The organism is Kribbella sp. NPDC003505 (assembly GCF_040610875.1).
Taxonomy (GTDB): domain Bacteria; phylum Actinomycetota; class Actinomycetes; order Propionibacteriales; family Kribbellaceae; genus Kribbella.
The window spans coordinates 220,998-239,415 of sequence record NZ_JBEXNA010000001.1 but is presented as its reverse complement, the minus strand read 5'-3'; the positions used below and the strand labels follow the sequence as shown (position 1 = coordinate 239,415).

Below are 18,418 nucleotides of genomic sequence, written 5' to 3'. Positions count from 1 at the left end.
GTGCGGATCATTTTGGCATGGCAAGCATCGGTCTCGGACTGGCGGCGCTGGGGCGTCCTGGGTACATCAACCTCGGGCACGACGAGGACCTGCCGCCGCGCCGGGCGGTCGAGGACCTGCGGGCCCGGACGCACGAGCTGCTGGAGCAGGCCTGGCAGGCAGGTGTTCGGTACTTCGACGCCGCGCGTTCGTACGGTCTTGCCGAGGAGTTCCTCGGCGAATGGCTGACGCCGGAACGCCGCGGTCAGCTGACCGTCGGCTCGAAGTGGGGCTACACGTACGTCGCCGACTGGCGGCACGACGTGGACACGCATGAGGTGAAGGACCACAGCCTTGCGACGTTCGAGCGGCAGTGGCCGGAGACTCTTCGGGCGCTCGGCGGACCGCCGGACTTCTACCTCGTCCACAGCCTCACGTCGGACAGTCCCGCACTGGAGGACAAGCGCTTGCTCGATCGGCTGCGCGAGCTGACGGAATCGGGTGTCCGCGTCGGCCTCTCCACCAGCGGTCCGCGACAGGCCGAGACCCTGCACAAGGCGCTGTCTTCCGGTACGCCGTTCACCGCCGTACAAGCCACGTGGAACGTGCTGGAGACGTCGGCCGGCGACGCACTCGCCGAAGCACACGAGGCGGGCTGGTTCGTCGTGATCAAGGAAGCGGTCGCCAACGGCCGCCTCACGGCGCGTGCCGGCGAGACCCCGTTCAACGAGTTCGCCCAGCAGCACGACGTCGCACCGGACGCGCTGGCCATCGGTGCGGCCGTTGCCCAGCCCTGGGCCGACGTGGTGCTCAGTGGAGCCACCACGACGGCACAGCTGGTCAGCAACCTCGCGTACCGCACCGACGGCCCGCTCAGCGAGTTCGTCCAGCAGCCCGAGGAGTACTGGACCGAGCGGTCTGCCCTACCGTGGACCTAGAAGGTGTGTTCTTCTCCGGGGAACGCGCCTGAGGCGACTTCGGACGCGTACGTCGCCGCGGCGTTGACGAGGATGCCGCGCAGGTCGGCGTACTGCTTCACGAAGCGCGGCATGGTGCCGGAGCGCAGCCCGGCCATGTCCTGCCACACCAGCACCTGCGCATCGGTGTCGCGGCCGGCGCCGATACCGATGGTCGGGATCGGCACCCGCTTGGTGATCTCCGCGGCCACGTCGCCCGGCACCATCTCGAGCACGACCGAGAACGCACCGGCCGCGGCGAGCGCGACGGCGTCGTCGATCAGGCCGGCCGCCTGATCGCCCCGGCCCTGCACGCGGTACCCGCCGATGCTGTGCTCGCTCTGCGGCGTGAAGCCGATGTGCGCCATCACCGGAATGCCCGACTGGGTGAGCTTCTCGACCATCGGTACGACGGTCCGCCCGCCCTCGAGCTTCACCGCGTGGACGCCGGCCTCCTTCATGAACCGCACGGCCGTGTGGAACGCCTGCTCAGGCGACGCCTGGTACGAACCGAACGGCAGGTCCGCGACGACCAGCGCCCGCTCGACCGCACCGGCGACCGCGCGCGCCAGCGGGATCAGCTCGTCGACCGTGACCCGCAGCGTCGTGTCGTAGCCGAACACGTTGTTCGCGGCGGAGTCGCCGACGAGCAGCACCGGGATGCCGGCCTGGTCGAAGATCTCGGCGGTGTACTGGTCGTACGCCGTCAGCATCGCCCACTTCTCGCCGCGGCTCTTGAAGTCCCGCAGGTGGTGCACGCGGTACCGCCGGGGCCGCTTCGGCGCGTCGGCGGCTGGTGCACCGTCGCCGGACCGTTTGGCAGCGGACGAGCCACCGCCGTACGGCGAGACCTCGGACGCCTCGGAAGCAGGCGTCGCCGCGGCAGCCTCAGGTGCGTTGCTCGCGGACGGCTCTGCTGGATTGCTCACGGGCGCAGCCTGCTGGACCGGCGTGGCTCGCTCAGCCGGCGACGTCGGCTTGGCCGGGGCGGCTTGCTGAGCCGCGGCCTGCTGGACCGGAGTTGCCTGCTGCTCCGGAGTTGCCTGTTGGGCCGGGGCAGCCTGGGCGCGGCGAGCGCCGCGGGGCGAGCTGACCTGCTCCGCGGGGACCTGGCTCGGGGCGTCCTGCTGCACGTCCGCGCGTCGCCGCGCCCCGATCGGCCGGGCCGCGCCCGGGACGCGCGGCTGCTCGGGCACCGGAGCGCCGACAGCTTCGTCGCTCACCGGCGCATTGCTCTCGTACTCGGCACTCGGGTCCGACAGGTACCCGTTGTGCGACTGCCCGCGCGGCCGAAGCCGGATCTCCTGCGGCCGCGTCTCCTCCTCGCGCCGGCGGGCAAGCTCTGGTGGACGCGCCGGCTCACGCCTGGGCTCCTGCGCGGGCTCATGCCTCGTCTCCTGCACGGGCTCCGGCGGGCGAACCGGCTCATGACTCCATACCGGCTCCGGACCAGGGCCTGGCTCGTAGCGGCGGGTCGGCTCCGGCGCGCGACCTTCCTGCGCCCGCGGTGCCTCCGGACGCTGCGGCGGCCGCGGTGGCTGCGGCGAACTCAGTCCATTGCTGCTCGACCCATTGCTCGACCCATTGCTCGACGCAGGGCTCGACCCGTTGCTGCTGTGGCCGTTGCTCGAGCTGTAAGTGCTCAACCCGTTACTCGCGGCCGGCGGCTGCGGTTGCGCACCGAACGGACTCGGCGGCGTGGCCGGAGTCGTCCAGTTCGTGCTGCCGTTCGACGACGGCGCGGGTCGCGGCGGCGTACCGTTTCCGCTCTGCCCTTGCGGCCTCGGCGGCTGCTGCGCTCCGGCTGCACCGTTGCTGCCCGATCCGGGCCCGAACGGGCTTGGCCGTCCTGGCGCCGGTGACTGCGCAGGCTGCTGTGCCGGGGCCTGCGGGCGGAACGGGTTCTGCTCCTGGTACTCCCGTCCGTACGGCTCCTCGCGCGACTCCCCGTAGTACTCGGGGCGCTCGGTCCGCGGGGCCTGCTGCGGCGGCGGAGGTGCGCTCGGGAGGTACGGCGGTTTCGGAACGTACGGCTGCTGCGGGACCGGCCCACGCTCGTAGGTGCGCGGGGCGTTCGGCAGCGACGGTGCCGGGTCGAGGCCGGAGCCGCGCTCCTGCCACGTGTCGTTGTCGTAGTCCGAGCGGCGGTGTTCCTCGGTTGCCCGGTTCTTCGGTCCGGTCCCGTACGGCGAAGGCAACTCCTCGTCGTCGCCCTGGGTACCGGCCGACAGGAAGTTGTCAACCATGCCCTCATCGTCCCACCGTTGCGGAGGGTGAGCGCCACCGCCTGTGGGTGAGCGATCGCTCACATCGCGTCGGGGCAGGTCCTGCCGGGGCAGGCCGGAGCGGTCGTGGAGCTCGTCGGGCGAGCTCCACGGGGTGTCTGTGGATGGGCGGTACCGCCAGGAGTCACTCAGTGCTCGGCCGCCTTTCGTGCGTCCTCACGCCATGCATTGGTGATCGGCAACCGGCGGTCCCGGCCGAAGGCCTTGTGCGTGATCTTCGGGCCCGGTGGGTACTGCCGGCGCTTGTACTCGGCTTTGTCGACGAGCTGGATCGTCCTGGTCACCAACTCGGTGTCGAACCCGGCGGCGACGAGTTCCGCACTGCCGCGGTCCTGCTCGACGTAGTCGTCGAGCATGTCGTCGAGCAGGTCGTACGGCGGCAGCGAGTCGGTGTCCTGCTGCCCCGGGCGAAGCTCGGCGGACGGCGGCTTGGCGATCGAGTTCTCCGGGATCGGGGGCTGCCGGCCCTTCTCCTTCGCGTCCGCGTTCCGCCATTTCGCGAGCCGCCAGACGACGGTCTTCGGCACGTCCTTCAGCGGTGCGTACCCGCCGACCGCGTCGCCGTAGATCGTCGAGTACCCGACGGACAGCTCCGATTTGTTGCCGCAGGCAAGCACCAGGTGGCCGTCGGCGTTCGACAGGCCCATCCAGATCACCGCGCGGACCCGGGCCTGCAGGTTCTCCTCGGCCAGTCCGGTCAGTCCGAGGGTGTCCAGGAACGGCTGCACCATCGGCTGGATCGGGACGACGCGGTAGTTCAGCCCGGTCCGCGCGGCGAGCTCCGCGGCGTCGTCCTTGGAGTGGTCGCTGGAGTACACGCTCGGGTTCGAGATGCCGAACACGTTCTCGGCGCCGATCGCGTCACAGGCGATCGCCGCGACCAGCGAGGAGTCGATGCCGCCGGACAGGCCGAGCAGCACGGACTTGAAGCCGTTCTTCTGCACGTAGTCGCGCAGGCCGGTGACGATCGCGCCGTACATCTCGGCTTCGTCGGACAGTCGCGGCGCGATGTTCGCGGGGATCGCCTCGTACGGCGCGAGCTCTTCCTCCTGGAGGACGCTGTGGACGATCTCGATGCCCTCGTGGGTGCCGTGCGGAGTGCCGGACGCGGCGGGCAGGTCGAGGTCGACGACCATGCTGCCCTGCTCGAACTGCGGTGCCCGCGCGAAGATCGTGCCCTCGGTGTCGGCGATCAGCGAGTCGCCGTCGAAGACCAGCTCGTCCTGGCCGCCGACGAGGTTGACGTAGGCGAGCGCGCAGCCGGCCTCGCGGGCGCGGCGCCGGACGAGATCGCCGCGGACGTCGTCCTTGTTGGCCTCGTACGGCGAACTGTTCACGACGAGCAGCAGGCCGGCGCCGGCCGCCCGGGTGACCGCGACCGGTCCGCCGTCCTGCCAGAGGTCCTCGCAGATCACCAGTGCGACGTCGATGCCGTGGATGCGCACGACCTGCAGCGTGCTGCCGGGAACGAAGTGCCGGAACTCGTCGAAGACGCCGTAGTTCGGCAGGTGGTGCTTGACGGCGCTCGTCACCACGCGCCCCTGGTGGATCACCGCGGCGGCGTTGGTCGGCGAGCCCTTCGGGCGGCCGAGCCGGTCGATGCCCATCGCCGTACCGCTCGCCCGGTCGAGGTACCCGCAGATCACCGCGATGTCGCCGAGACCTTCGTCGGCGAGCCGCTGCGCGAGCTTCTTGATCCCTGCCTGGGAAGCGTCCACGAACGACGCGCGCAACGCCAGGTCCTCCACCGGGTAACCGGTCAGCCCGAGCTCCGGGAACGCCACCACGTGCGCGCCACGCTCGACCGCGTTCCGGGTCCACGCGACGATCCTGTCCGCGTTCCCGTCGATGTCACCCACGGTCACATTGAGTTGAGCAAGCGCTACCCGAAGCTGAGGCACGAGAGCACATTACTGGTTCCCCCGGCCTGACCCCACGCCCGTCACCAACCTCTTACGAATGCCTCAGGTACCTCCGCACCAGATCGAGGTTCACGTCCACCGGATCCATCGCGTCGACGACGAGGTGCTCACCCGCCAACCGGGGGTACTCACTCCGCATCCGCACCACGTGATCCCACCCGACCTCGTGCCACCCGGGGATCCCACGCCGCCGCCCGTCGAGCCGCCGGCGGTGCTCGGCTTCGTCGCTGCAGACACACTCGACGACCCGGAGCCGCGCGTCGTACCCGGCGGCCAGTTCCTCCCATCGGTCGGCGATCTCCGCGTTCACCAGGCAGTCGACGATCGCCGATTGCCCGAGCATCAACTGGCGTTTGATCAACGTCCCGAGCAGGTCGTAGTACATCGCGAGGAAGGCAGGGCGCTCGAGGCCGTCGAGGACGCCGTGCGGTCCGAGGGCTCCGAGCAACCAGTCGCCGGCGAAAGCCGGCGCTCCGGTTTCGGTGGCGAGGGCTTCGGCCAGCGTCGACTTGCCGGTGCCCGGCAGCCCGGTGAACGCGATGATCTGCTGCACCGGGCCGACGTTACCGAGGTGCGGGCTATCAGCGGTGACACACTCCCCACCGATTGGGCGATCGCCCGGTGATGCGGGCGATCGCCGCCGTCGGACAACGATCGTTGACGTGCTACCTGTCCCAGTCCGTCGTCTGGGCCGTCGTGTTCACGCCGTACTTGCTCGACCTGTCGGACACCTCATCACGACCACGACGGCACTGCTCGCCGTCGCGACCTGGCAGTCGAACTCCTGATCAGGCGGATCATCTATCAGCCGAGGAGAACCGCGGCCACGCGGTCCCGCAACTCCGGGAGCCTCGCGTAGAACACGTCACCCGGGCACTGCGTCGAGTTGTAGTCGCGGTGACCGACGATCGCGACATGCGGATCCAGGTTGTACTTGGTGCACAACCACGCGCACGTCAGCACCGACATGTCGAACAGCGCGACCGGCACGTTCTCGCTGACGTAGATGCCTTCGTGCTCGATGCCGATCGTGTGGCTGTTGTGGTTGGCGGTCTGCGCGCCGAGCACGTTCTGCCCGTTGTTGATCGACGACAGCGACTTGCTGCGGCCCTCCATCAGGTAGCCGCCGCGGCTGATCGTCAACTGGTTGCCGATGTCGATCCAGCCGTTGGTGTCCATGTGCAGGTCCTGGATCCAGTGCTGGACCTTGTACGCCGCCGCGAGCGAGTAGTCGGTGACGTTCGGGCTCGCGGTGTGGTGGATGACGATGTGGTCGGGCTTGCCGATCACCTGGGTCGGGGACTTGGGCGGGCGCGCCGACCACTCGGTGCGCGTGTAGCAGCGCGGCGCCGGGGCGGCGTGCGCTGCTGTGGGCATGGTCGCACCGGCCAGCAGCACTCCGCCGGCGGTGGCGCCGAGCAGGGTGCGCCGGGACAGCCGGGCACGTTGGATATTTTCTGGGGCGGTCATGATATAGAAAATTCCCTACGAACCGGGCGGCCAAACCGGAATGGTCTAATGACGTGGTGACACAGGGTCAGGAGGCACCGGACGTGGTGCGGGTGGGGCGGCTCGGCAAGACGGTGCGGGTGCTGGTCGCCGTCGCCGGCATCGGCCTGCTGATCAACGGATCGGTGCGGGCCACCGACGACGCCTGGCCGTTCGGGCCGATGTCGCAGTACGCGATGTCGGTGCCCGACGACGCCAAGATCGACTACACCCGGATCAGCGCGCAGACGGATGCCGGTACGACGGTCGACGTACCGCTGAACATCGAGGGCGCCGGCGTCGCGCGGGCCGAGATCGAGGCGCGGTCCGGCGAGATCGTCAAGGACCCGTCGCTGCTGCAGCAGGTCGCGGACGGCTGGGCGCGCAAGCATCCCGACCAGCCGAAGTACGTGAAGCTCGAGCTGATCCGGGACACCACCCAACTGGTGAAGGGCCGGGTCGAGGGACCCCCGACCTCCCAGGTGCTCGCGACCTGGACGGTGACCCGATGAGCTGGTTCACGCCGGCGATCGCGATGGCGCGGATCGCCTGGCTGCGGACGATCCTGTACCTGTTCGTCATCCTCGACATGCACGCCTTCGTCCGCGACACCCGCGACAAGGGCGAGCACCCGGGGCTGTACCAGCCGCTGCTCCTGGCCCGCCTCCTCGACCTCCCGAAGCCCTCGGTCGCGAACACCACCGCGCTGTACATCGTCCTGATCGTCGCCTGCCTGATCGGCGCGACCAACTACTTCCCGCGGATCGCCGGCTGGGTCGTCGCCGCGGCGTTCACGTGGTGGGTGCTGATCGGGATGAGCGACGGCAAGGTCGACCACGACCATCTCGCACTGGTGATCGCGCTGTGGGTGCTCCCGACCGTCGGCCGGGCGAGGTACGGCGACAAGACCCGGTCCGAGGCGGCCGGCTGGGCGATCCGGTGCATCCAGATCAGCGTCATCGCGACGTACTTCCTGTCCGCGGTGGCGAAACTCCGCAGTGCCGGATGGGCGCTGACCTGGCCCGGCAGCGCCGTCCTGACCTGGGCGATCGTGCGGCGGCCGCACCCGGTCGGGGAGTGGTTGCTGCACTATCCGTGGATCCTGCACGTGATGCAGTGGGTCGGCATCATCGGCGAGTTCCTGTCGCCGGTCATCCTCTGGCTGCGCGGCCGCTGGCAGCTGTTCGGGGCGCTGTTCTTCATCGGCTTCCACGCGGCGAACACAGCGATCCTGCTGATCCACTTCCTGCCGACGGTCGTCTGCTGGCTGGCGTTCGCGCCGCTCGAACGGATCGTGCCGTGGTTCCGGTCGAGGCGCTCAGACCGCGATGCCCGAGAGGCCGAAGACCAGGCCGAACACGGCCGGCAGGCCGAGCAGCAGGCCGGCGCGTAGCTTGAACCGGCGGCCGCCCGGCCCCGGCGTCCGGACGACCCGGGACAGCACCGCCCCGGCGTACCCGAAGACGAGAGCGGCGAGCAGGATCTGCCGAGTCGGCAGGTTGTCGGCGTCGTGATGCGCCAGCCCTAGCGTGACCAGGCCCGGGCAGCAGAACGCGCACATGCCGAACCCCAGCTCCGGGACCGGCAGCCAACGGCGGCCCAGCACGTCCCGTTCGGCGGGCCGTTTGCGCCGCAGTGACTGCACGAACCGGGCGGTGCTGACGATCAGGTCGCTCACGCACAGCACCGCTGCCACGATGAGCGCCGCGTGGAAGATCGTCTGCACAAGGGGACACGCTAGGCCCTGAACGTGGCACTGCCCGCCCCGCCACGTAACGTCTGCTTAACAAGCGCGGGGCACACTGTGAGAGACCCCGCGAGAGACCCCGTGACGTGCCGGTGAGAGGTGGACTGATGGACAAGCAGCAGGAGTTCGTGCTGCGCGCGCTGGAGGAGCGCGACGTACGCTTCGTGCGGCTCTGGTTCACCGACGTGCTCGGGTTCCTCAAGTCGGTCGCCGTGGCGCCGGCTGAGCTGGAGAGCGCATTCGCCGAGGGCCTCGGGTTCGACGGGTCGGCGATCGAAGGCTTCGCCCGGGTGACCGAGGCCGACATGCTCGCCAAGCCGGACCCGTCGACGTTCCAGATCCTGCCCTGGCGCGGCGAGACCATGGGCACGGCGCGGATGTTCTGCGACATCAACATGCCGGACGGGTCCGCGTCGTTCGCCGACCCGCGGCACGTGCTGAAGCGGACGCTGTCGAAGGCCGCCGATCTCGGGTTCACGTTCTACACGCACCCGGAGATCGAGTTCTACCTGTTCAAGTCGCTCGTCGGCGCGCCCGGCACGACACCCGAGCCGGTCGACTCCTCCGGGTACTTCGACCACACCCCGCAGGGCATCGGTAACGACTTCCGCCGCGAGGCGATCACGATGCTCGAGTCGATGGGCATCTCGGTCGAGTTCAGCCACCACGAAGGCGGCCCCGGCCAGCAGGAGATCGACCTGCGGTACGCCGACGCGCTGTCGACCGCCGACAACATCATGACGTTCCGCGTCGTGGTGAAGGAGGTGGCGCTGTCGCAGGGCATCTATGCGTCGTTCATGCCGAAACCGCTGTCCGACCAGCCCGGCTCCGGGATGCACACCCACATGTCGCTGTTCGAAGGCGACCGGAACGCGTTCTTCGAGGGCGGCGCGCAGTACCAGCTGTCGAAGACCGGGCGGGCGTTCATCGCCGGGCTGCTGCAGCACGCGGCCGAGATCACCGCGGTCACCAACCAGTGGGTCAACTCGTACAAACGGCTCGCGGTCGGGGACGAGGCGCCGTCGTTCATCTCGTGGGGTCACAACAACCGGTCCGCGCTGGTGCGGGTGCCGATGTACAAGCCGCACAAGGGGCAGTCGTCGCGGGTCGAGTTCCGGTCGCTGGACTCGGCGGCGAACCCGTACCTTGCTTTCGCGTTGATGCTCGCCGCCGGTCTGAAGGGGATCGAGGAGGGGTACGAGCTGCCGGCCGAGGTCGAGGAGGACATCTGGTCCCTCACGCCCCGCGAACGCAAGGCGCTCGGCATCAAGCCGCTGCCCGGCAGCCTCGCCGAAGCCATCAGCGCGATGGAGGACAGCGAACTCGTCGCCGAAACCCTCGGCGAACACGTCTTCGACTTCTTCCTCCGCAACAAGCGCGCCGAATGGCAGGACTACCGCCGCCAGGTCACCCCCTTCGAACTCAACAAGCTCCTGCCGGTTCTGTAGTACGGCGGGGACTGCCGGGCGGGTCACGAATCGACTTTGAACGGGTCGTGTTCGGTGAGGAGTTTGTCCAGGCGCGCCTGGTCGACGCGCGTCGTCACCTCGGAGATTTCCTGCCGGTCCCGGACGACCTTGCACAGTACGACCGTCGACGTCACGACGTACAACAGACCGAGGGCGAGGAACGCTCGTACCCAGGGTTGGGCCGGGAGATACGCCAGGGCAATCACCATCGCCGAAACCGAGACGGCGAAGGACGCGACCGCTTGGACGTAGAAGGCTGCAGTCTGCCGGGGCTGGATGCTCTTCGTCATACCAGGATCGTCTGGCATCTGGAGAGTCGCGGCATGAGCAGAAACACTCAGACGGCTTCGGCCTACTCGGCCGGCTAGCGCTGGGAGATGTGGCCTACCCACCAGAAGCGGGTGGCGGTTGCGCAGTCTTTGCCGGTCCAGGTGGGCTGGAAGTGGTCGACGCCACCGCCGCCGATGTCGAGGGGTACGCCGGAGCGAGCGACGACGTTGTTCGCCTGGTCGAGGATTTCGAAGGACTGCGCAGTGCCACGGACGGTGTACCCGCGTGGCCACACGAGCGTGACCGCGGTGGGGTCCGGGCCGGCCTGGACGCAGCCGTTCGCGTCGGCGCTCAACGTGGTGCGGAGCAGTGCCTCCAGCACGGCGGGATTGTCCACACCGGACCTCACGATCCGAGGGGCCGGCCCGCTCGCGGGCGATGGGGTTTCGTGGGCCGGCCGAACGAGCCAGGTGGTACCGGCGATCGCTGCCGCGACGGCGACTGCGACACCGCCGACAGCCAAGCGCTTGGTGCGGGTCCGGCGGCGACGGATGCGGTCGGCAACGACGTCCTCGGCGAGGTCGACCGCTTCGGCGCCCTCGGCGGCTGTGGTGCGGAGTAGTTCGCGCAGGTCGGTCATGGGGTGCTCTCCTCCGTGATGGCGAGCTGCGTGGCGAGCTTGGTGCGGGCGTCGGAGAGGTGGCGTTTGACGGTGCCTTCGGCGCAGCCCAGCTCGTCGGCGATCTCGGGCACGGTCAGGTCCTCGTAGTAGCGCAGGACGACGCAGGCCCGCTGCTTCGGCGACAGTGTGCTCAGCGCCCGGCGGACCTCGTCGGCGACCGCGAACCGGTCGTCGTCGTGGTGGGGCGGATCGACCAGCAGGTGTCGGGTCGCGTTCCACCGCGCGAGCCGGCGGCGGCTGTCGACGTATTGGTTCAGCATGGCGCGCCGGACGTACGCCTCGAGCTGATCGATGTCCCCGCCGACCCGGCGCCGCCCGAAGACACGCGTGAGTGCTTCCTGCACCAGATCGCCGGCACTCGCGGCGTCGCCGGTCAGCAGGTAGGCGTAGCTGCGCAGCGCACCGCCGCGCGTTGCCAGCAACGCGCGGAACGCCTGCTCCCAGTCGGCCACCACACCACCGTCCTCTCACCGGTTCAGACGAACAACCGGCTCGCGACGTTGGGGGTCAGACGCCGGCAGTTTCCGAGGCGGGGGCGTCGTCGGAGGCGTGCTTGGAGGTCCAGCGAGCGGCCGCCGTGGAGTGACGGTACGGCGGCTCGGCCGGGGGCGGCGCGTCGTCGAGCGGCGCGAGCAGCGTGACCGGGGTGGCCGGCGTGGCTTTCGTAGCTTGGACAACTGGTGTGCCGTCGGGGGCGAGGGCCTCGACCTCTTCCACGGTCAGCAGCCCCACCGGACGGACGCCTTCGGTGATGACGACGATGCAGCCGGGGATCACCTGCTGGGCCCGATGTCCCTTGGCAGGAACGAGAATCCCCTCGGCGGGCGTCCGCCAGGCGCCGGGCGCGAACCGGCGCAGCGCGACGCCTGCCTGGCCGTCGTCCGCGGTGCGCGGCGGCAGGTACGCGGTCGCCGTGTAGTCGTAGTCGTAGTCCGGTTCCGGCGGCCCGGACACGCGTCCGCCCTGCTGGGGTGTCAACCACACCACCATGCCGCGCACGGCGAGTGACCCCGTCATCATGACCATGGACAGTCATCATGCCCGACTACTGAGCGAGTTCGCTACACGACACCGTGTATCCACCGCAATCCGGCCGCAACTCAGCCGCGACCTTGTGCACGCACCAACCGTTTCGAGCCGCCGGAAACGGTTGGTGCGTGCTCAAAGACGGGGATTGGATAGCCTGCGGGGGTGGCTGAGGGTCGGAGATCGTCGTGGGAGGGCCGGCTGGTCCGGCTGGGGTTCGAGGATCCGCGGCGGGCGGCCGGCATGCTCGAGGAGCTGGACGCGCTGGACTCGCACAGCCCGCTGGCCACCGAGCAGCTGATCACCACGCTCTCGGAGTCTGCCGATCCCGACCTCGCGCTGCAGAGTCTGTGTGCGATGGCCGAGTCGCTGCACCGGCACGGGCACGACCTCGCCGCGTTCGCCCGCACGCTCGAGATGGACGCGGACTTCCGCCGGCGGCTCGTCTACGTGCTCGGCGCGAGCGAGGCGCTGGGGCGGCACCTCGGCGTCCATCCGCGGCATTGGTACGACCTCGCGGACCCGGCGCTCGCGGGATCCCGGCCGTCGGCCGACGACGTCGCCGCCAAGCTGGCCACGGCGGTCGACGCCGACAACCCGGTCGACGCGCTCCGGATCGAGTACCGCCGGCTGCTGATCCGGCTGGCCGCGCGGGACCTCGCCGAGGGGCTGCTCGTCGACGAGGTCGCCGCCGTCCTCGCGGATCTCGCCGGGGGAGCGCTCGAGACCGCCCTGCACATCGCGCGCAACGAGTACTTCGCCGCGCATCCCGGCGCCGCCGACTGCCGGCTGGCGATCATTGCCATGGGCAAGTGCGGCGGCCGGGAGCTGAACTACGTCAGCGACGTCGACGTGCTCTTCGTCGCCGAGCCGCACGAGGGCGAAGCGGAGCTGCCCGCCCTGAAGACCGCGACCCAGCTCGCCGCGGCCGCGATGCGGATCTGCTCGGCGCACACCGGCGAGGGCACGCTCTGGCCGGTCGACGCGGCGCTCCGCCCGGAAGGCAAGTCCGGTCCGCTCGTCCGCACCCTCGACAGCCACCGCGCGTACTACCAGCGCTGGGCGAAGACCTGGGAGTTCCAGGCGCTCCTCAAGGCCCGCCCGGTCGCGGGCGATCGCGAGCTGGGCCGTCAGTACATGGAGCAGATCGGCCGGCTCACCTGGTCGGCCGCCGACCGCGAAGGCTTCGTCGCCGACGTCCAGGCGATGCGCCGGCGCGTGATCGACCACATCCCGGCGGCCGATGTCGATCGCCAGCTGAAGCTCGGCCCCGGTGGACTGCGCGACGTCGAGTTCGCTGTCCAGCTGTTGCAACTCGTCCACGGCCGCAGCGACGAGTCGGTCCGCAGCGGTACGACGCTGGTCGCGCTGGAGAGCCTGACGAGCAGCGGGTACGTCGGCCGCACGGACGGCGCCGTCCTGGCGGACGCGTACCGGTTCCTGCGGTCGATGGAGCACCGCATCCAGCTGTACCGCCTGCGCCGTACGCATCACGTGCCGGACGACGAGGCCGACCTGCGGCGGCTCGGCCGTTCGCTCGGCTTCACGAAGAATCCGGTCGCCGATCTGACCGCGGCGTGGAAGAAGCACGCCCTCGAGGTACGGCGCCTGCACGAGAAGCTGTTCTACCGCCCGCTGCTCGCCGCCGTCGCGCGGATCCCCGGCGGCGAGGTCCGGCTGACACCCGAGGCGGCCAAGCAACGCCTGACCGCGCTCGGGTACGCCGATCCCGCGTCGGCCTTGCGGCACATCGAAGCCCTGTCCGAAGGCGTCTCGCGGCGATCGTCGATCCAGAAGGCGCTGCTGCCCGCGATGCTCGGCTGGTTCGCCGAGTCACCCGATCCGGACGCCGGCCTGCTGGCCTTCCGCACCATCTCCGACGCCCTCGGCTCCACGCCCTGGTACCTGCGCCAGCTGCGTGACGAAGGCGCGTCGGCCGAGCGGCTGGCGCACCTGCTGGCCAGCGGCCGGTACGCCGTCGACCTGCTGCAACGCGCGCCGGAAGCGACCGCGATGCTCGCCGACGAACGCGAGCTGGCGCCGCGCACCCAGGAGGCGTTGCTCGCCGAGATGTCCGCGGCCGCCCGGCGGCAGGACGCCCCGGAGGCCGCGGTCGCGGCGATCCGCGCGGTCCGGCGCCGGGAACTGTTCCGGATCGCGGCCGCGGACCTGTCCGGACTGCTCGACGTGGAGGCCGTCGGCGACGCGCTGACGAACGTCTCGGTCGGCACCTTGACGACCGCGCTCGAGGTCGTCCGGAAGGCGGTCGCACAGCGCATATTGAGTGCGGGGGAGCCGGAGCCGACCCGGATGTCGATCGTCGCGATGGGCCGCTTCGGCGGGCACGAGCTCGGGTACGGCAGCGACGCCGACGTGATGTTCGTGCACGACCCGCTCCCCGGCGCGGACGAGAAGAAGGCGACGGACTTCGCGACCCAGGCCGCGACCGAGCTCCGCCGGATGCTGTCGCTGCCCGGCGCCGACCCGGCGGTCGCGATCGACGCGGACCTGCGCCCGGAGGGCCGGCAAGGGCCGCTGGTCCGGACGCTCGCGTCGTACGCCTCGTACTACGCGCGCTGGTCGGCCGTCTGGGAGGCGCAGGCGCTGCTGCGGGCCGACCCGTTGTGCGGCGACGCCGATCTGTGCCGGTCGTTCCGGGAGCTGATCGACCCGTTGCGCTACCCGGAGAACGGCATCCGCGAGCGCGACGTGCTGGAGATCCGCCGGATCAAGGCGCGGGTCGACGCCGAGCGGCTGCCGCGCGGCGCGGATCCGGCCACCCACACCAAACTCGGTCGCGGCGGTCTGGCCGACATCGAGTGGACCGTCCAGCTGCTGCAGCTCCGCGAGGCGCACCGCGTACCCGGCCTGCGGACGACGCGGACGCTCGCCGCTCTCCGGGCCGGTGTGGAGGCAGGCCTCGTCGATGCGTCCGAGGCCGACACGCTGCAGGCGGCCTGGGAGCTGGCCACTCGGATCCGCAACGCGATCATGCTGGTCCGCGCCCGCTCGGGCGACTCCCTGCCCCGCGACCCGCGGGACCTGGCCGCCGTGGCCCAGATCTGCGGCTACCCGCCGGGGGAGTCGGGCCGGTTCTCCGACGACTACCTGCGCACCACCCGCCGCGCCCACAACACCGTGGCACATCTGTTCTGGGACGACTGAGTCGTCGCGTCAACGCTAGACTCCCGCTGGTGGAGGCAGTGGATCAGGTCAGGCAAGCCGGTGTCTTCAGCACCGTCCGGCGCAGCGTGCGGATGACGGTGGGACAGAAGCGCGTCTGGGAATCCCACTGGCGGGACCTGGGCCGGACCCAGGAGGACCTTCCGCCCGGCGTCCTCGACCTGACCGAGTGGTTCGGGCGGGAAGCGCCCACCGTGCTGGAGATCGGCTCCGGGATGGGCGAGGCGACGGCGCAGCTCGCCGTCGCGATGCCGGAGGTCAACCATCTGGCCGCGGAGGTCTATCCGGCCGGTCTCGGTCAGCTGATGCTCTGGGTGGAGAAGTACGACCTGGACAACGTCCGCCTGCTGCAGGGCGACGCGCTGGACTTCTTGCGTGATCACGTCGCGCCCGGCGCGCTGGCCGGCGTGCGGATCTTCTTCCCCGACCCGTGGCCGAAGAAGCGGCACCACAAGCGCCGGCTCGTCACGGCGCCGTTCGTCGCTCTGATCGCGGACCGCCTGCAGCCGGGCGGGACGTTGCACCTGGCAACGGACTGGGCAGACTACGCGGACGGCATGCTCGCGGTGTGCGAGGCCGAGCCGACGCTGCGCAACCAGTACGGCAGTGAGTCCGACGGCTGGGCGCCGCGTCCCGAGTGGCGGCCGGTGACCAAGTTCGAGTCCCGCGCGCAGGCCGAGGGGCGCGACGTCCGCGACCTCATCTACGTCAAGCGGACCGGCTCGTGAACGCCCACTGCCCGGCGCCGACCGTGTAGACCGTGTAGCCCGCGTCGTACGTCGGCGTGCCCGCGAACGACTGCGGCACGGCGTCGACGTCCGACGCCCGCGCCGACGGCACGTGGATCTCGGCCGTGCTGCCGACCGGCACCTGGACGTCCAGCGACAGCACCCGCCCGGTCTTCTTCCACGACACCGACACCCGTCCACGGATGGTCTCGGTCCGGATGCTCGCCGAGTCGGTCGCGTCGCGCGCGTCCGGCCGGACCACGATCCGCTCGGCGCCCGCGTCGGCGACCCGCAGCCCGGCGACGTTCTCGAAGATCCATTGCACGACCGTGCCCTGGAAGTAGTGGTTCCGTGACCGCGAGTCCTCTTCCCACTTCTCCCACATGGTGTCCGCGCCGAGGTCGAACCAGTAACCCCAGCTCGGATAGCTCCGCTGCAGCGCGACCTTCGTCGCCATGTCGGCGTACCCGTGCGCGGTCAGCACCGGCAGCAGGACGCCGACGCCCAGGCAGCCCGTGTTGAGGTGGAAACCGCGCGCCTCGACGTCCGCCGCGAGACCCTCGGCGACCCGCGCGACCATGTCCTCCGGGACGATCCCGAACGCCAGCGGCACGGCGTTCGACGTCTGGCGGTAGTCGGGGTCCTCCGCCGACCGGTACCGACCGGCCGCGCGGTCCAGGAACGTCCGGTTCAGCCCGTCCGCGAGCTCGGAGGCCGCCTTCCGATAGTCGTTGGGGTACCCAATGACATCGCCGATCTCCGCCGCGACGACGAGCGCCCGGTAGAGGTACGCCGTCCCGGTCAGCCGTCGGTCCTCCGGCGCCGGGCCGCTGCCGAAGCCGGGTGGGAGCCAGTCGCCGAGCACACTGACCGACAAGCCGTCCTCGACCCGGTCCAGCTCCCATGCGAGGTAGCGCGTCAGCGACTCCCAGTGCTCACGGAGCAGCCGCTCGTCGCCGTACCAGCGGTACATCTCGCGTAGCAGGAACGGGTAGACGGTCGGCCACTCGGTCGCGGGGGAGAGGTCGGTGAAGCCCCACCCGCTCGACGGCACGATGACCGGGAGCTGCCCGGAGTCCGCCTGGCTGTCGCGGATGTCGCCGAGCCACTTGGTGAAGAACCGCGCCAGGTCGAGCGTCGCGAGCATCGTCGGCGCGCCGACCTGCGCGTCGCCGGTCCAGCCGTTCTTCTCGAAGTACGGCGTATCGGTCGGAATCCCGTGCAGGTTGCCGAGGATCGTGCGCCGCATCGCCCGCTCGAACACCTCGTACGCCGACTGCGTCGAGGCGAACCGCGTCGCCGACGCCACGTCGGAGTTCACCACCCGCATCTGCACCTCGGCCGGCGCGCCCTCGATCTGCACGTAGCGGAAGCCCTTGTACGAGAACCGCGGCTCCCACGTCTCGACCCCGGTGCCGGCGGCGACGTACTCGTCGCGCTGGATCCGGTCGCCGTCGACGTGCACGTTCCACGCGGCTACGTTGCCGTCAGCAACCGTCTCGCCGTGCGTGAGCGTGATCGTGGTACCGGCCGGCGCGGTGGCCGACAGTCGGGTCCAGCCCGCCACGGTCCGGCCGAAGTCGGCGATCCACACGCCCGGCCGGACCTCGGTCACCTCGACCGGATCGACGGTCTCGATCACGCGGATCGGCTCGTGGGCCTGCGCGGTCAGTGTGCCCCTGGGCGCCTCGACGACGGCGGCAGCAGACCAGGAGCTGTCGTCGAACCCGGCCGTGTCCCAGCCAGGCAGTGCGCGCCGGGCGTCGTACGTCTCACCGGTGTAGAGCGAGTCGGACAGCGTCGGCCCGCCGGTGATGCGCCATGTCCCGTCCGTCACGATCTGGTCCACGCGGCCGTCGTCGTACTCGACGACCAGCCGCGCGATCAGCCGCGGCTCGGCGGTCCACGGGGTGTCGTGCCAGCGCCAGACGGTCACCGAGGTCATGCCGAAGAAGCCGCGGCCCAGCTCGGCGCCGACCAGGTTGTCGCCGGACCGCAGCAGCTCGGTCACGTCGTGCGTGACATACAGAACCGTGCGGTCGTAGGCGGTGAACCCCGGATCCAGGACCGCGTCACTGACCGCCCGCCCGTTCAGCCGCAGATCCGCGTAGCCGAGGCCGCTGGCGTAGAGCCGGGCCCGCCGTACGGCGCCGTCGACCGCGAAGCTCCGCCGCAGGAGCGGTGCGCTCTGCGTCGCGCCGCCGATCCACTGCGCGGTCCCGAACCCCTCGCCGAGCAGACCGGTCTCGAACCACGACGGCTCGGCCCACTCACCGGCCTGGTCGTCGCCGTCCCACAGCCGGACGGTCCAGTGGTACCGGGTCCGCGCGGCCGACGGCCCGTCGTACTCGATCCCGAAGGTCCGTGCCGATCCGACCTTGCCCGAGTCCCACCCGTCGGCGCGCTCCGGCGTCAGCAGCTCCGGCGCGGAGGCGACCAGCACCTGGTACGCCGTCTGGGTCGCGCCGTAGCCGGGGGCGACGGCGACCCAGCTGAACCGTGGGCGCGGCACGTCGAGCCCGAGCGGCCGATCGGCGTACTCGGTCTTGAGCGATCGAGGAGTCAGCACGCTGAGGACCGTAGGCAGCGGGACGCCCGGCTTTCAACCGTGTGACCAGATCCGGCCGGATGATCACTTTTGATCGCTGGTCTCGGTAAGTGATTGACAGGTCCACATCCTGAA

At 70.3% G+C, this 18,418-nt stretch carries 16 protein-coding genes and 1 pseudogene; 7 read left to right on the top strand and 10 right to left on the bottom strand.

Annotation, left to right across the window (positions count from 1 at the left end):
• Positions 1-17: 17 nt before the first annotated feature.
• Complete coding sequence (locus ABZX12_RS01095; RefSeq protein ID WP_355688673.1) at positions 18-917, top strand: aldo/keto reductase; 900 nt, start codon at positions 18-20, stop codon at positions 915-917.
• On the opposite strand, the gene panB is transcribed toward ABZX12_RS01095, so the two are convergent.
• From panB to ABZX12_RS01080, 3 genes are all read right to left on the bottom strand, one after another.
• Positions 914-3,181: a 3-methyl-2-oxobutanoate hydroxymethyltransferase gene (panB, locus tag ABZX12_RS01090; protein WP_355688671.1), complete on the bottom strand. Its 2,268-nt coding sequence runs from the start codon at positions 3,179-3,181 to the stop codon at positions 914-916. The two genes, ABZX12_RS01095 and panB, sit on opposite strands and share 4 nt — an antisense overlap.
• Positions 3,182-3,348: 167 nt before the next feature.
• Complete coding sequence (locus tag ABZX12_RS01085) at positions 3,349-5,121, bottom strand: NAD+ synthase (protein ID WP_355688669.1); 1,773 nt, start codon at positions 5,119-5,121, stop codon at positions 3,349-3,351.
• Positions 5,122-5,173: 52 nt separating this feature from the next.
• Complete coding sequence (locus tag ABZX12_RS01080; protein WP_355688667.1) at positions 5,174-5,695, bottom strand: AAA family ATPase; 522 nt, start codon at positions 5,693-5,695, stop codon at positions 5,174-5,176.
• A gap of 71 nt (positions 5,696-5,766) precedes the next feature.
• Here ABZX12_RS01080 and ABZX12_RS01075 point away from each other — a divergent pair.
• Positions 5,767-5,820, top strand: a pseudogene (locus ABZX12_RS01075) (hypothetical protein); the annotation flags it as partial.
• A 126-nt stretch (positions 5,821-5,946) separates the two neighbouring features.
• Here the strand turns inward: ABZX12_RS01075 and ABZX12_RS01070 are convergent.
• Positions 5,947-6,612 (bottom strand): peptidoglycan recognition family protein, encoded by a 666-nt coding sequence (locus tag ABZX12_RS01070; protein ID WP_355688665.1) that lies wholly within the window; start codon positions 6,610-6,612, stop codon positions 5,947-5,949.
• A gap of 56 nt (positions 6,613-6,668) precedes the next feature.
• Here ABZX12_RS01070 and ABZX12_RS01065 point away from each other — a divergent pair, with 56 nt between their 5' ends.
• Positions 6,669-7,142 carry a hypothetical protein gene (locus ABZX12_RS01065; protein ID WP_355688663.1) on the top strand — a complete coding sequence of 158 codons (474 nt, stop codon included), beginning with the start codon at positions 6,669-6,671 and terminating at the stop codon, positions 7,140-7,142.
• The gene (locus ABZX12_RS01060; RefSeq protein WP_355688661.1) at positions 7,139-8,023 is read left to right on the top strand and encodes an HTTM domain-containing protein; all 885 of its coding nucleotides are present in this window, start codon (positions 7,139-7,141) and stop codon (positions 8,021-8,023) included. The genes ABZX12_RS01065 and ABZX12_RS01060 overlap by 4 nt, the downstream gene beginning before the upstream one ends.
• On the opposite strand, the gene ABZX12_RS01055 is transcribed toward ABZX12_RS01060, so the two are convergent.
• Positions 7,949-8,356, bottom strand: a complete 408-nt coding sequence (locus ABZX12_RS01055) for a hypothetical protein (protein WP_355688660.1) — start codon at positions 8,354-8,356, stop codon at positions 7,949-7,951. The genes ABZX12_RS01060 and ABZX12_RS01055 overlap by 75 nt on opposite strands.
• A 128-nt stretch (positions 8,357-8,484) precedes the next feature.
• On the opposite strand from ABZX12_RS01055, the gene glnA reads away from it, so the two are divergent.
• Positions 8,485-9,825 (top strand): type I glutamate--ammonia ligase, encoded by a 1,341-nt coding sequence (gene glnA, locus ABZX12_RS01050; protein WP_355688658.1) that lies wholly within the window; start codon positions 8,485-8,487, stop codon positions 9,823-9,825.
• A gap of 23 nt (positions 9,826-9,848) precedes the next feature.
• Here the strand turns inward: glnA and ABZX12_RS01045 are convergent, their stop codons facing one another.
• The 4 genes from ABZX12_RS01045 to ABZX12_RS01030 all read right to left on the bottom strand — a co-directional run bounded on the left by ABZX12_RS01045 (position 9,849) and on the right by ABZX12_RS01030 (position 11,824).
• Positions 9,849-10,136, bottom strand: coding sequence for a YiaA/YiaB family inner membrane protein (locus ABZX12_RS01045; protein ID WP_355688656.1), 288 nt, complete (start codon positions 10,134-10,136; stop codon positions 9,849-9,851).
• Positions 10,137-10,210: 74 nt separating this feature from the next.
• Positions 10,211-10,756, bottom strand: coding sequence for a hypothetical protein (locus ABZX12_RS01040; RefSeq protein WP_355688655.1), 546 nt, complete (start codon positions 10,754-10,756; stop codon positions 10,211-10,213).
• The gene (locus ABZX12_RS01035; RefSeq protein ID WP_355688653.1) at positions 10,753-11,250 is read right to left on the bottom strand and encodes a SigE family RNA polymerase sigma factor; all 498 of its coding nucleotides are present in this window, start codon (positions 11,248-11,250) and stop codon (positions 10,753-10,755) included. Before ABZX12_RS01035 ends, ABZX12_RS01040 begins: the two co-directional genes overlap by 4 nt.
• A gap of 55 nt (positions 11,251-11,305) precedes the next feature.
• Positions 11,306-11,824: a hypothetical protein gene (locus ABZX12_RS01030; RefSeq protein ID WP_355688651.1), complete on the bottom strand. Its 519-nt coding sequence runs from the start codon at positions 11,822-11,824 to the stop codon at positions 11,306-11,308.
• 165 nt (positions 11,825-11,989) lie between these two features.
• On the opposite strand from ABZX12_RS01030, the gene ABZX12_RS01025 reads away from it, so the two are divergent.
• Positions 11,990-14,989, top strand: coding sequence for a bifunctional [glutamine synthetase] adenylyltransferase/[glutamine synthetase]-adenylyl-L-tyrosine phosphorylase (locus tag ABZX12_RS01025; RefSeq protein ID WP_355688650.1), 3,000 nt, complete (start codon positions 11,990-11,992; stop codon positions 14,987-14,989).
• Between the two features lie 29 nt (positions 14,990-15,018).
• Entirely contained in the window at positions 15,019-15,735 is a 717-nt protein-coding gene (gene trmB / locus ABZX12_RS01020) for a tRNA (guanosine(46)-N7)-methyltransferase TrmB (protein ID WP_355688649.1), read from the top strand.
• Here the strand turns inward: trmB and ABZX12_RS01015 are convergent.
• Entirely contained in the window at positions 15,716-18,304 is a 2,589-nt protein-coding gene (locus tag ABZX12_RS01015; protein WP_355688647.1) for a family 78 glycoside hydrolase catalytic domain, read from the bottom strand. The genes trmB and ABZX12_RS01015 overlap by 20 nt on opposite strands.
• Positions 18,305-18,418: the final 114 nt, after the last annotated feature.